Raw genomic sequence first — 12,641 nt, 5'->3', positions numbered from 1 at the left:
GCTACGCGTCAGCGGCGGACCTCGGCTCGGTGGCCAGGTGGGCGAGCAGGGACAGCGATTCGGCGGCCGGGGTGCCGGGCGGCGCGTGCCACAGGACCAGGAGCAGGCCGTCGGAGCCGGTGACGGTGAGCTTCTCGTAGTTCAGCCGGATGGGGCCGAGCTGGGGATGCTTGACGAGGGCGGTGCCGCTGGTGCGGGGCCGCACATCGTGGCGGGCCCACAGGCGGCGGAACTCCTGGCTGCGGACGGACAGGTCGCCCACCAGCTCCGCCAGGTGCGGGTCGCGGGTCTCCGGGCCGGCCAGCGCGCGCAGCGCCGCGACCGCGCCGCCCACGATGTGCTCCCAGTCGTTCTCGTACAGGGCCTTGACCTCGGGGTCCAGGAAGGCGGCGCGCAGCACGTTCACGCCGGGGACGTTGGCGGGTGACAGGGCGCGGGCGAGCGGGTTGGACACCAGCACGTCCTGGTAGCGGCCCAGGACCATCGCCGGGAGGTCGGTGCGGGACATGACGAACTGGCGGATGCCGTCGGGCACCCGTTCCTGCCGGCGCCGCGCCGGGCGCTTGTGGATCGGGCGGGCCAGCCCGTGCAGGTAGTCGGCGGCCTCGTCGGCCAGGCCCAGCGCCCGGGCCAGGGCGTCCAGCACCTGCGGTGACGGATGCTGGTCGCGGCCCTGTTCGAGGCGCAGGTAGTACTCGGAGGAGATGCCGGCCAGTTGCGCCACCTCCTCCCTGCGCAGCCCGGGGACGCGGCGGCGGGTGCCGGCCGGGAGGCCGGCCTCCTCCGGGCGGACGAGGTCGCGGCGGGCCTGCAGGAACGCGCCCAGTTCGTTGGTCTTGCTCATACGACCACGTTATGCGCGGTGGGCGGGGTTCATCCTGGTCCTGCCGCTACCCCTGTAACGGGGACCCTGGCTACCGCGGGCGCACTGCCGGAGCGTGGGCCGGGTAACCGCACCAGTGGACAGAAGGATCGAAATGACTCGCGTCATCACCCCATACAGCAGGGAGACCACCGCGGACGAGGTGCTCAAGGACGTCGATCTGCACGGCAGGCGGGCCGTCGTCACCGGCGGCGCCTCCGGCCTCGGCGCTGAGACGGCCCGCGCGCTGGCCGCCGCGGGCGCCGGCGTGACCATCGCCGCGCGGGACGCCGCGGCCGGGGCGCGGGCGGCGGCCGAGATCGCCGCGCGCACCGGGAACTCCGATGTCACCGCCGCCGTGCTCGACCTGACCGACCCCTCCTCCGTCGCGGCGTTCACGGCGGCCTGGCAGGGGCCGCTGCACATGCTGGTGAACAATGCCGGCGTGATGGCCGTGCCGGACCTGCGGCGGACGGCGCGGGGGTGGGAGCTGCAGTTCGCCACCAACCATCTCGGGCATTTCGCGCTGGCGCTCGGGCTGCACCGCGCGCTGGCCGCCGCCGGGGGCGCCCGGATCGTGGCCGTCAGCTCCAGCGGGCACCTCCGCTCGCCGGTGGTGTTCGACGACCCGCACTTCGAGCGCCGGCCGTACGAGGCCTGGTCGGCCTACGGGCAGTCGAAGACGGCCAACGTGCTGTTCGCCGTCGAGGCGGCCAGGCGGTGGGCGGCCGACGGCGTCACGGCCAACGCGCTGCACCCGGGCGGCATCCGTACCAACCTGCAGCGCCACCAGGTGGGATCGGCGGTCACCGCTGAGACGCAGGCGATCTTCGACTCCTACCCGTGGCGAACCCCCGAGCAGGGCGCGGCCACCTCGGTGCTGCTGGCCGCCTCTCCCCTGCTGGAGGGGGTCGGCGGGCGGTACTTCGAGGACTGCGCCGAGGCGCTGCCCAGCGATCAGATCACGGGCGACGCGCCCGAGCCCGCCGGGGTCGCGGCGCACGCGCTCGACCCCGAGGCCGCGGCCCGGCTCTGGGACGTCTCGACGACGTTGACCGGCCGCTGACCACGTCTCACCAGTCGTGCACGGTGCCGTCCTGGAGGCGGTTGACCGGCAGGTAGGCCGGCTCGTACGGGTGCGCCACGGCGGCCCGCTCGTCCAGCTCGACCCCGAGGCCCGGCCTCTCCCCCGGGTGCAGGTACCCGTCGGTGAAGGTGTAGGCATGCGGGAAGACCTCACGGGTCGCCTCGGTGTGCCCCGCGTACTCCTGGATGCCGAAGTTGTGGACGGCGAGATCCAGGTGGATCGCGGCGGCCATGCCCACGGGGGAGATGTCCTCAGGCCCGTGGATGGCGCTCTTGATCTGGTGCAGCGCGGCGAAGTCGAAGAGCTTGCGCAGCGGGGACACGCCGCCGAAGTGGGTCACCGCGGCGCGCACGTAGTCGATGAGCTGCTCGCTCACCAGCGTCTGGAAGTCGAACACGGTGTTGAACACCTCGCCGATGGCCAGCGGCGTGGTGGTGTGCCGGCGGACCAGGCGCAGCCCCTCCTGGTTCTCGGCCGGGGTGCAGTCCTCCAGCCAGAACAGGTCGTACGGCTCCAGGTCCTTGCCCAGGCGGGCCGCCTGGCTCGGGGTGAGGCGGTGGTGGGCGTCGTGCAGCAGGGGCAGGTCGGGGCCGAACTCGCCGCGTACGGCCTCGAAGACCGCGGGCAGATGGCGCAGGTAGGCGGCGGTGTCCCAGTCCTCGACGGCGGGGCCGGCGGGGCGGGGGGCGGGGTCGCCGGTGCGCACGCCGTACACGAGCTTGAGGCCGGGGACGCCGGTCTGGACCCGGACGGCGGGGTAGCCCTCGGCCAGCCGGGCACGGATGGAGTCGAACAGCTCGGGCAGGTCGCGCCCGCTGGCGTGGCCGTACGTCCGGACCCGTTCGCGGCTCGCGCCGCCGAGCAACTGGTAGAGCGGCAGCCCGGCGACCTTCGCCTTGATGTCCCACAGCGCGACGTCCACGGCCGCGATGGCGGCCATCGTCACCGGCCCGCGCCGCCAGTACGCGCCCCGGTAGAGGAACTGCCAGGTGTCCTCGATGCGGTGCGGGTCCGTGCCCACCAGCAGCGGCGCCACGTGGTCGCGCAGGTAGGCGGCCACGGCGAGCTCGCGCCCGTTCAGCGTCGCGTCGCCGAGACCCGTGACGCCCTCGTCGGTCTCGATCCGCAGGGTGACGAAGTTGCGTCCCGGGCTGGTCACGACCACGCGGGCGTCGACGATCTGCATGTACGGCCTTTCTCGGAACGGGGCTCAGCCCTTGGTGGCACCGGCGGTCAGCCCGGCGACGAGATACTTCTGCCCGAAGATCGCGGCGATGACCACCGGCACGGTCATGAGGCTGGCCGCGGCCATCAGGCCGCCCCAGTCGGTGCTCGCGTAGGAGATGAAGTTGAACAGGGTCACCGGCGCCGTCTGGGTCTCCTCATTGGAGAAGATCAGCGCGAACATGAAGTTGTTCCAGCTCGCCACGAACGCCAGCACCGACGCCGTCGCGGTCCCGGGCGTGGCCAGCGGCAGCGCGATCCGCCGGAACGCGCCGAACGCGGTCAGCCCGTCCGTGCGGGCGGCCTCCTCCAGCTCCACCGGCAGGCCCTCGAAGAAACCGATCATGATCCACAGGATCAGCGGGACCGAGACGAACATGTGGCTGAGGATCAGTACGACGTAGCTGCCCACCAGGCCGGCCTGGGCGAACAGGTAGTACCAGGGCACCAGCAGGGAGACCGCCGGGACGATGCGCGCGACGAGCACGAGCGACCCGGTGCGGTGCATCCCGAAGCGGCCCACGGCCCAGGCGGCGGGCACCGCGATGACCGCCGACAGCACCGTGGACACGACGCCGACCAGCAGCGAGTTGCGCAGCCCGGTGAGGATCTCGCCGTCGGCCAGGACGTTGCCGAAGTTGTCCAGCGTGGGCGTGAACAGCAGGCCGACGGTGGGGTCGGTGACCTGCACGTTGGTCTTGAAGGCCGCGGCGAACATCCAGACGATGGGCAGCGCGAAGACCAGGGCCACGACCACGATCACGACGGTGCGCAACAGCTTCACCCGGACCTCCCTCCGGGACGGCGCCGCAGCAGGATGACGACGCAGATGATGGCCACGGTGAACAGCACGAGCACGGCCGAGGCCAGCCCGTACTCCTGGTAGTCGAAGGTGAGCCCGTAGGCGTAGATGTTGAGGGTCTCGACCTCGAAGTCGGAGCCGCCGCCCGGGCCCTTGGTGGCGTACAGGAGGTCGAAGGTCTTGAGCGCGTCCACGGAGCGCAGCACCACGGCGATGCCGAGGGTGGGGCCGAGCATCGGCAGGACGACGTACCGGAAGCGCTGCCAGGTGCCGGCGCCGTCCACGCGGGCGGCCTCCTCGGGCTCGTCGGGCAGCGTGGACAGGCCGGCGAGCAGCAGCAGGGTCAGCATGGGCGTCCACTGCCACACGTCGATGAGCATGAGGGTGGGCAGCGACTGGCTCACCGAGCCGAGGAACTCCTGCCTGGGCAGCCCCACGGAGGCGAGCAGGTGGTTGGCGATGCCGTTGGTGGGATCGAGGATGAGCAGCCACAGGATGCCGATCGCCAGCGGCGTGGTCAGCAGCGGGATGATCAGCAGCGTGCGCAGCAGCCGCAGCCCGCGGAAGGCCTTGCGCATGAGCATGGCCAGGGCCAGGCCGAACACGGTCTCCAGCAGCACCGCGCCCGCCGTGAACAGGGCCGTGCGCCCCGTCGCCGGCCAGAAGCGGCGGGTGTCGCCGAGCGCGTCCAGGAAGTTCCGGGGGCCGACGTAGGAGTGGGCGGCGTTGACGGCGCCGAAGGCGTCGGTGAAGGCCAGGTTGAGCGTGTAGAACAGGGGGAAGACGATCATCAGCCCGACGAACGCGAGCGCGGGCGCCAGCATCAGCCACTTCAGCCGCCGGTTGTCCCGCGCGATCGTGCGCTCGCCGCCGACCGCCGGACGAGCCGCCCGCACGACTTCCGCGGTGGACGTCATGAGGCCTCCCAGAAGCCGGCCTGTACGGTGAATGTCATCAGGTCCCAGAAGCAGGCCCGCGCGTCGAACGTCATCAGGCCTCCCGGTAGCGGTTGTCGCGGACGAGGAACTCGGCGAACTCGGCGTCGGCGTCGCGGACCACCGTGGGCACGGACCCGCCGAGGATCCCGGCCACGAGCGGGCGGCCGACGATGTCGCGGGCCCGGCCCACCTGCAGCACCTCCGGCCGGTCGTGTCCCACGCCGATCTCGGAGCTCTTGCTCATCGCCGCCGCGAGCTGGGGCGGGAACGAGGCGAGCGTGGCCGGCGACGACCACGCCGACGTGCGGGCGCCGGGTATCCCGTCCGCCTGGATCCGCGCCACCATCTCGGGGCCGGCGGCCCAGCGCAGGAACTCCCAGGCCTCGTCCTGCAGCAGCGAGAACCGGCTGACGGCCAGGCTCCACGACGGGATGTTGTACGGCCGCGCCCCCTTCGGCCCGGCCGGGACCGGCGCGAAGGCGACGGTGTCCTGGACGGTCGAGACCTTCGGGTCCAGGAAGTTGGTGTAGATCGAGTCGGCGTCGACGTAGAAGGCCGCCTTGCCCTGGGCGAAGATCGGCATGGCCTGTTCCAGGGTCATGTTCGTGGCACCCGGCGGCCCGGCCTCGCGCAGCAACCGCCCGTAGAACTCGTAGGCGGTGACCGCCTCCGGCCGGCCGATGCCGGACCTGCCGTCGATGGTGAAGTCGCCGCCGAAGGAGTAGAGGAAGCTCGACCACTGACTCACCGAGCCGTTGCGCTGGCCCCGCCCCACGAAGCCGAAGACGTTGCCGCCCCGGTCGGTGAGCCGCAGCGAGGTCTCCATGAGCTCGTCGAGCGTGGCGGGCGGGCTGTCCACCAGATCCTTGCGGTAGTAGAGCGCCGCGCGCTCGGTCACGATCGGGACGCTCAGCACCTTGCCCGCCGTCGTCGAGCGGTCGCGCGCCGCCTGCAGGAAGTCGGTCCAGCGGAAGGCCGCGTCGCCGGTCACCCGGCCGGTCAGGTCGGCCAGCCAGCCGTTGTGCGCGAACAGCAACTGCTCCTGCAAAGCCCGCATCATCATGACGTCGATGTCGGTGCCGGAGGCGTTGAGCTTGACGTTGTAGCTGTTGGAGAGCTGGTCCGCGGTGAGCATCGACATCGAGACGCGGCGCCCGATCCGCTCCTCGAACTCGGGGACGTACTTGGAGATCGCCTGGGACCAGACGTGGTTGCAGGCCATGACGCGCAGCGGCGTGTCCCGGGAGGGGGCGTCGCGGCCGGGGGCGCAGGCGGCGAGGGAGGCGCCGCCCAGGACGCCGGCGGCGAGCCTGCCGAAGGAGCGGCGGGTGAGGGGCGGGGGGCCTGGATGGGAGTCAGCGGGCATCCGTCGACTTTCTGCTCGACGTACTGGTCCAACTGGTCTAACCAGTTATACCGGTCGTACGGTAACAGCGGATGACCGAATTTGACCAGACTTGTCAGTAAGGGCGGAAATCAGGCATAGGTCTACTTGAGCAGCGTCTCGATATGCTGGCGTGCCATCACGTCCACGCTGAGGTCGAGGTCGGCGCCGTAGGTACGCAGCCCGAGCGTGAGGTGCTCGGACATGCACCGGCGTGCCAGGACGGCGTCGCGGGCCTCCAGGGCGCGCAGGATCTCCGGGTGGTGTGGCACGCCCGGCTCGGCGATCGAGGGGTCGGAGTGCGAGCGCAGCATCATCTCGAACATCATCCCGCTGATCGACGACAGCATGATCCGCAGCACCGGATTGCCGCTCGCGGCGGCGATGGCGTCGTGGAAGTCGAGATCGGCCCGCGCCTTGCCGACGACGTCGGTGGCCCGGGCCATCGCGTCGTCGGCCGCCCTGATCGCGGCGAGCTCGGCCGCCCCGGCCCGCCCCGCCGCCAGCCCGACGATCTCCACCTCAAGCGGGATGCGCGCCTCGATGAGCTGCCGCACGGTGGGCCGCCCGGCCCGATAGAGCGCGTCATAGCCGCGCGCCTGCACGAAGGACTGCTCACTCACGAACGAGCCCCTGCCGGGCGCGACGTGGATCAGGTGCTGGGCCTCCAGCCGCCGCAGCACCTCGCGCACCACACCCCGGCTCGCGCCGAACTGGCTGGCCAGCTCGCGCTCCGAGGGCAGCTTGACCCCGGGCTCGATGGCTCCGGAGCGGATGTCGTGCTCCAACTGGCGGGCGATGCGCTCGGTGAGCAGGCCGCGCTGCCAAGGCTGCGTGCCGCGTCCCGACGGTGACGGCGGGGCGGAGGGCATGCCTGGAGAATACAGCAGCCCTCCGCCGTGGACACCGGGTCAGGAGGCCCTGGCGGCGAGGATGCCGTGCGGGTCGAGCACGTACTTGCGCGCGGCCCCCTCGTCGAACTCGTGGTAGCCCTGCGGTGCCAGGTCGAGCGGGATCGGCGTGGCGTTGACCGCCTCGGCGATCCGCACCCGGTCCTGCAGTATCGCCGCCATCAACTGGCGGTTGTACATCATGACCGGGCACTGGCCGGTGAAGAAGCTGTGCGACTTGGCCCAGCCGAGGCCGATCCTGATCGACAGCGAGCCCTGCCGGGCGGCCTCCTCACGCGCGCCCGGGTCGCCGGTCACGTACAGGCCGGGGATGCCGAGCGCGCCGCCCGCCCTGGTGATGTCCATGAGCGTGTTGAGCACCGTCGCCGGGTGCTCCTCCGCCGAGTCCCGCCCGTGGCCGCGCGCCTCGAAGCCGACGGCGTCGACGGCGCAGTCCACCTCCGGTACGCCCAGGATCTGCTCGATCTGGTCCCGCGGCTCGCCCAGCGCCACGTTGATCGTCTCGCAGCCGAAGCTGTGGGCCTGGTCCAGCCGCTCCTTGTTGAGGTCGCCGACGATCACGACGGCGGCGCCGAGCAGGATCGCGGAGGCGGCCGCCGCCAGCCCCACCGGGCCCGCGCCGGCGACGTAGACGGCCGATCCCGGGCCCACGCCCGCCGTCACGCATCCGTGGAAGCCGGTCGGGAAGATGTCCGCGAGCATGGCCAGGTCGAGGATCTTCTCCATCGCCTGGTCCTTGTCGGGGAACTTGAGCAGGTTCCAGTCCGCGTACGGCACCAGCGCGTACTCGGCCTGCCCGCCGACCCACCCGCCCATGTCGACGTAGCCGTAGGCCGAGCCGGGGCGGTCGGGATTGACGTTCTCGCAGATGCCGGTCTTGCGCTCCTTGCAGTTGCGGCAGCGCCCGCAGGAGATGTTGAACGGGACGGAGACCAGGTCGCCGGTCTTGACGAACTCCACTCCGGGACCGGTCTCGACGACCTCTCCGGTGATCTCGTGGCCCAGGACGAGGCCCGGCGGGGCCGTGGTCCGGCCGCGGACCATGTGCTGGTCGCTGCCGCAGATGTTGGTCGCCACGACCTTGAGGATCGCGGCGTGCGGGAGCTTGCGGCCCACGTTCGCCGGATGGACCCCGGGGCCGTCCTTGAGCTCGAACTCGGGGTAGCCGATATCGTGCACTTCCACTTTGCCCGGGGCTTCGTACACAACGCCTCTGTTGCCGTTGCCAGGCATGACGTTCCTTCCCTCGTACGCGAAATGACGGTTGTCGCACTGGGTGCGCATCACCTCCCGTCGCGAGAGCGATGGTGTTACGGGTAAAATGCCTGATTTATCCCTAATCTCCTACTCTACCGTGAGACTTCGAGGCGGCCGGAGCGGGCAACTTCTCGGCCGAGGGCCGCAGGCCGGACAGCAGCAGGGCCAGATAGCGGCAGGGGTCGGCGTGCGCGCGGTCGCCCGGGCGCAGGGTGGCCAGCGCCATCACCACGATGGCCGCCAGATCGCGGACGATCACGTCGGCGCGCACCTCACCCTGGCGCTGGGCCCTGGTCAGCACGATGTGCAGCGGCCCCATGAACCGCTCCGCGATGTCCACGGTGAACGCGCCGGACTCCTTGGCGGCCGTCAGCAGCCCGTGGTGGGTGGCCAGGGTCTCCACGGTGGCGCCCAGCGCCCTGGTCAGCGCGCGCCCTGGGTCGCCGGCGTCGCGGGCGTCCAGCACGAGGGGCTCGATCTCCTCGGCGAAATACGCCTGGAAGGCCGCCCTGATCACGCCGTCGCGGTCGCCGAAGCGCCGGTAGACCGTGGCGATCCCGATCCCGGCCCGCCGGGCGACCTCGTCCAGGGACAGCGCGGGACCGCTCTCGCGCAGCAGGGCGATGGCCGCCCGGACGATCTTGTCCGAGTTACGCTGCGCGTCCGCTCGCCGTCCCTGCTCGTGCACAGCCCGAACGCTAGCAGTCACCCCGGCGCGCGCTAGAGGGGCTACCAGGCCACCGGGAAGGCGGTCAGGCCGTAGACGACGTTGAACGAGCGGAACTCGGCAGGCTCGCCGGCCTCCCGCAGCCCCGGGAAGCGCTCGAAGAGGGCCGGGAAGGCGATCCGCATCTCCATCCGGGCCAGCGGCGCCCCCAGGCAGTGGTGCACGCCGTGGCCGAAGGCGACGTGCCCCATGTCGCCGCGGGAGATGTCGAGCCGGTCGGCGTCGGGGACGAGCCCCGGGTCCCGGTTGGCCGCCGGCAGCGCGCACACCACCAGGGCGTCCGCCGGGATGCGCACGCCCGACAGCTCGACCTCGGTGGTGGTGATCTTGAACGTGCCCGAGTGCACGATGCTGAGCCAGCGCAGCAGCTCCTCCACCGCGGCGTTGATCCGCTCGGGCTCCTTCCTGAGGAGGTCGAGCTGGTCCGGGTGGCGCAGCAGGGCCAGGGTGCCGATGCCGAGCATGTTGGAGGTGGTCTCGTGGCCGGCCAGCAGCAGCAGGTTGCCGATGCCGATGAGCTCGTCGGTGGACAGGTCGTCGCCGTGCTCGCGGATGAGCATGCCGAGCAGGTCCTCGCCCGGATCGGCCTGGTGGCGGGCGACCAGCTCGCCCATGTAGGCGCGCCCTTCGAGCTGCGCCGCCACCCGCTGTTCGAGAGGCTGCGAGAGGTCGAGCATCCTGCCGGAACGCCGCTGGAAGTCCTCCCGGTCGTCGTACGGCACGCCCAGCAGCTCGCAGATCACCAGGGACGGGACCGGCAGCGCGAAGTCCTTGACCAGGTCCGCCGGCGAGCCCGCGGCCTCCATCGCGTCGAGGTGCGCGGTCACGATCTCCTTGACGCGCGGCTCCAGGCGGCGCATCCGGCGCATGGTGAACTCGGGCGTCAGCATCCGCCGCAGCCGGGTGTGCTCGGGAGGGTCGAAGGCCAGCAGGTTGCCCGCCCGCATCGTCTTGAGCTGCTCATCGGTCAACTTCTCCATGCCCGGCGGCCGGAAGCTCGTCCGCTGGGCGATGCTGAACCGCTCGGCGTCCCCCAGCACCTCCCTGACGTCGGCGAACCGCGTGACGAGCCACGCGTCGATGCCGAACATCGTGGTCACCCGCCGCACGCCCTCGCCGTCACGCAGCACCGCCATCTCGGGGTCCGGGTCGAAGGCCGAGCGCCGCATGTACAGAGGCAATGTCGCAGAATCGCTCATGTCATCTCCTGACAGGCTCGACTGTCGAACGGGTGCTGATCTCGCCACCCAAAACGATAGTAACCTATCACTTAGCGGGTCGAGCGACGGCCCCCTCCCGGTCGCCACCTCGCGGGGAGACCCGGCACGATCGGCCCGTCCCCGTCGGCGATCCGGCGCGGCCGGCAGTGGTGACGAGGCCGCTCCGCGCCCCCTGACGCATCGCCTGAACGGCGGCTCAGATGTTTAAGCGGAGGGCAACGAGACAACAACTCTGCGTAACATCGCAGCTCACACGGGCCCCATGGGGCTCACCGGTGCACCGACAGGAGTCGCCATGTCCCAGGCCCCGCACCCCGACCCCACCGTAGAAAGGGGTGACCCAGCCCCGCCCGCCACGAACGGCGACGCGCCGGCCCTGCCATACCCGCGGGCCACCGCGACGGTGCTGGATCCCTCCGCCGTGCGCAATCAGGTCTTCACCGTGGTGCGCCTGCGCGAGGGATACGACCTCGCCGAGGTGGACGAGTTCCTCGCCCAGGTGGAGATCTCCCTCGGCGTGCTGTTGCGCGAGAACGCCGAGCTGCGCGCCCGGCCGAGCGCGGACGCGCGTTCCAAGGCCGACTCGGCGCGGATCGTGGCGCTGGCGCAGGAGACCGCCGGCCGTGCCATCGCCGGTGCCCAGCAGGAGGCCGAGCGCATCACGCGGGAGGCCCGCGAGCAGGCCGAGGCCCTGAAGAACCACGCCCTCGCCCAGGTGGAGCGGGAGCGCGAGGCCCTGGACCTCGGCCGGCGGGAGCTGGCGCGGCGGCTGGACTCCGTCAACCGCTCGGCGAGCGACTACCGCGACCGCGTGGCGGACGCGCTGGCGTCCCAGGTGACCCAGATCCGCATGCTGCTCACGGACCTGACGGAGCTGGAGGCCGGCTGGCACCTGTCACTCGACGAGCCCCCTCCCCCACAGGTGGCCGCTCCCCGCCCGCCGTCCGACCCACCCCATGAATAGGCCCCGCTGAATGAACGCGAGAGCGGAGGGCCGGGCTGGTGAGCCCCATGCGGCGGCCCGATGGACGGGCCCGGCAGGAGGAGCTGAGGCGTGGTGACGACAACGACATGGATTCCGGCCGCGGGGCCCGCGCCCGGGGGCGCCGACGCCGGCATCGGGGTGTGGCTCGCCGTGGCGCTGATCGCGCTGTTCACGCTGGGTGGCGCGTGGCTGGCCCGCCGGACCGCGGCGCGGCTGACCATGTGGCTGACGGTCTCGTCGGCGGTGATGCTGGTCACCGTGCTGACCGATCTCCTTCCCGGCGCCTGGCAGGGTGCCGCCGGGCACGGGATCCCGCAGTGGCTCGTCGGCGCGTCCGCCGCGGCGGGCTTCCTGGCCATCGCCGTCTTCACCCGCGACGGTGGCGCGCCCGGCCACGTGCCGCCCGCCGGGGCCGGGCGGCACGCGCCCGGGCTGCACCGCCGGGCCGCGGGGGCGGCCGGCGCGGCGTGGTTCGGCGGGGTCGGCACGGCGGTGGCCCTGGTCGTGCACCGGGCGATCGAGGGGGCGACGCTCGCGCTGGCCGCCTCGGTCGTCGTGGTCGTCGCGCTGGCGGTGCACTCCGCGAGCGAGGGACTGGCGGTGGCGGCGATGCTCGGCATGGCGCGGCGGCGGTTGTGGCCGTGGCTGGCGATCTCGTGCGCCGGTCCCGCCCTCGGCGTCGTCATCGCCACCGTGCGCCCGATCCCGGCACACGCGGTGCCGATCCTGCTCGGCGCGGTGGCGGGGGTGCTGTCCCGCACCGCCCTGGTGGGTTTGCGGCTGGCGGTGGGGCGGGGCGCTGGGCGGCTGCCCCGGCGTCACCTGGTCGTCGCGGGGATGGTGGCGGCCATGGTCGCCGGTGGGCTCGGCACCGTCCAGTGGGTCGGCGCGGTCCCGGTGGCTCTCGAAGATCCGGCCCACCCCGGCCCGCGACCGAGCCGCCCGTTCCCGCTCTCACCGGACCTGGACACGCACGCCCGCACCGGGCCCACCCCGTCCCCCGGCGCGTCCCACGGGCTGTTCCTTCGCGGCGGCGCCGCGCCGCCGTGGCCGCACGCCCACACCGAACCCACACCCTCGTACGGGCCGTTCGCCGGCAGCGGGCCGGTGCCGGCGCCCACGGGCCGGAAGCGGGCCCATCTCCAGCGCCGGGAGGAACGGGACCGATAGGACCCATCGCAATATCGGGATCAGAAAACGCCGCCGCCCCGCCGGCGGAGGTTTCCGGCGGGGCGGCGGGGCCT

Annotated in this window: 12 protein-coding genes; 3 read left to right on the top strand and 9 right to left on the bottom strand. The window is 72.1% G+C overall.

Annotated elements, in window-relative coordinates:
* Nucleotide 1 precedes the first annotated feature (1 nt).
* Nucleotides 2–844 (bottom strand): helix-turn-helix transcriptional regulator, encoded by an 843-nt coding sequence (locus ABGB18_RS07765; protein ID WP_347694679.1) that lies wholly within the window; start codon nt 842–844, stop codon nt 2–4.
* A gap of 133 nt (nt 845–977) precedes the next feature.
* Between ABGB18_RS07765 and ABGB18_RS07760 the strand changes: the two genes are divergently transcribed.
* Nucleotides 978–1,928, top strand: coding sequence for an SDR family NAD(P)-dependent oxidoreductase (locus tag ABGB18_RS07760; RefSeq protein ID WP_347694678.1), 951 nt, complete (start codon nt 978–980; stop codon nt 1,926–1,928).
* Between the two features lie 7 nt (nt 1,929–1,935).
* Here ABGB18_RS07760 and manD read toward each other — a convergent pair whose 3' ends face one another.
* The 8 genes from manD to ABGB18_RS07720 form a co-directional block, all read right to left on the bottom strand.
* Nucleotides 1,936–3,135, bottom strand: a complete 1,200-nt coding sequence (gene manD / locus ABGB18_RS07755; protein ID WP_347694677.1) for a D-mannonate dehydratase ManD — start codon at nt 3,133–3,135, stop codon at nt 1,936–1,938.
* A gap of 24 nt (nt 3,136–3,159) precedes the next feature.
* Nucleotides 3,160–3,957: a carbohydrate ABC transporter permease gene (locus ABGB18_RS07750; protein WP_347694676.1), complete on the bottom strand. Its 798-nt coding sequence runs from the start codon at nt 3,955–3,957 to the stop codon at nt 3,160–3,162.
* The gene (locus tag ABGB18_RS07745; protein WP_347694675.1) at nt 3,954–4,892 is read right to left on the bottom strand and encodes a sugar ABC transporter permease; all 939 of its coding nucleotides are present in this window, start codon (nt 4,890–4,892) and stop codon (nt 3,954–3,956) included. Before ABGB18_RS07745 ends, ABGB18_RS07750 begins: the two co-directional genes overlap by 4 nt.
* Before the next feature lie 73 nt (nt 4,893–4,965).
* Nucleotides 4,966–6,279 carry a sugar ABC transporter substrate-binding protein gene (locus ABGB18_RS07740; protein WP_347694674.1) on the bottom strand — a complete coding sequence of 438 codons (1,314 nt, stop codon included), beginning with the start codon at nt 6,277–6,279 and terminating at the stop codon, nt 4,966–4,968.
* Between the two features lie 122 nt (nt 6,280–6,401).
* On the bottom strand, nt 6,402–7,169 hold the full coding sequence (locus ABGB18_RS07735; RefSeq protein WP_347694673.1) for an FCD domain-containing protein: 768 nt from the start codon (nt 7,167–7,169) through the stop codon (nt 6,402–6,404).
* A 39-nt stretch (nt 7,170–7,208) separates the two neighbouring features.
* The gene (gene fdhA, locus ABGB18_RS07730) at nt 7,209–8,441 is read right to left on the bottom strand and encodes a formaldehyde dehydrogenase, glutathione-independent (RefSeq protein WP_347694672.1); all 1,233 of its coding nucleotides are present in this window, start codon (nt 8,439–8,441) and stop codon (nt 7,209–7,211) included.
* Between the two features lie 103 nt (nt 8,442–8,544).
* Nucleotides 8,545–9,153, bottom strand: coding sequence for a TetR/AcrR family transcriptional regulator (locus tag ABGB18_RS07725; protein ID WP_347694671.1), 609 nt, complete (start codon nt 9,151–9,153; stop codon nt 8,545–8,547).
* A gap of 41 nt (nt 9,154–9,194) precedes the next feature.
* Nucleotides 9,195–10,391 (bottom strand): cytochrome P450, encoded by a 1,197-nt coding sequence (locus ABGB18_RS07720; protein WP_347694670.1) that lies wholly within the window; start codon nt 10,389–10,391, stop codon nt 9,195–9,197.
* 316 nt (nt 10,392–10,707) lie between these two features.
* On the opposite strand from ABGB18_RS07720, the gene ABGB18_RS07715 reads away from it, so the two are divergent.
* Together ABGB18_RS07715 and ABGB18_RS07710 are read left to right on the top strand one after the other, a co-directional pair.
* Nucleotides 10,708–11,376: a DivIVA domain-containing protein gene (locus ABGB18_RS07715; protein WP_347694669.1), complete on the top strand. Its 669-nt coding sequence runs from the start codon at nt 10,708–10,710 to the stop codon at nt 11,374–11,376.
* Between the two features lie 93 nt (nt 11,377–11,469).
* A complete protein-coding gene (locus ABGB18_RS07710; protein ID WP_347694668.1) occupies nt 11,470–12,567 on the top strand; it encodes a hypothetical protein in 1,098 nt (365 codons plus the stop codon).
* The last annotated feature ends 74 nt before the right edge of the window (nt 12,568–12,641 follow it).

This window comes from Nonomuraea sp. B12E4, from assembly GCF_039871825.1.
GTDB lineage: Bacteria > Actinomycetota > Actinomycetes > Streptosporangiales > Streptosporangiaceae > Nonomuraea.
The sequence above is the reverse complement of the archived record's forward strand: the minus strand, read 5'-3'. Positions and strand labels throughout refer to the sequence as shown.

Coding starts and splice junctions, on each gene's coding strand:
- ABGB18_RS07715 (WP_347694669.1), top strand. CDS start 10,708: ATGTCCCAGGCCCCGCACCCCGACCCCACCGTAGAAAGGGGTGACCCA.
- ABGB18_RS07720 (WP_347694670.1), bottom strand. CDS start 10,391: ATGAGCGATTCTGCGACATTGCCTCTGTACATGCGGCGCTCGGCCTTC.
- fdhA (WP_347694672.1), bottom strand. CDS start 8,441: ATGCCTGGCAACGGCAACAGAGGCGTTGTGTACGAAGCCCCGGGCAAA.
- ABGB18_RS07760 (WP_347694678.1), top strand. CDS start 978: ATGACTCGCGTCATCACCCCATACAGCAGGGAGACCACCGCGGACGAG.
- ABGB18_RS07740 (WP_347694674.1), bottom strand. CDS start 6,279: ATGCCCGCTGACTCCCATCCAGGCCCCCCGCCCCTCACCCGCCGCTCC.
- ABGB18_RS07745 (WP_347694675.1), bottom strand. CDS start 4,892: ATGACGTCCACCGCGGAAGTCGTGCGGGCGGCTCGTCCGGCGGTCGGC.
- ABGB18_RS07765 (WP_347694679.1), bottom strand. CDS start 844: ATGAGCAAGACCAACGAACTGGGCGCGTTCCTGCAGGCCCGCCGCGAC.
- manD (WP_347694677.1), bottom strand. CDS start 3,135: ATGCAGATCGTCGACGCCCGCGTGGTCGTGACCAGCCCGGGACGCAAC.
- ABGB18_RS07735 (WP_347694673.1), bottom strand. CDS start 7,169: ATGCCCTCCGCCCCGCCGTCACCGTCGGGACGCGGCACGCAGCCTTGG.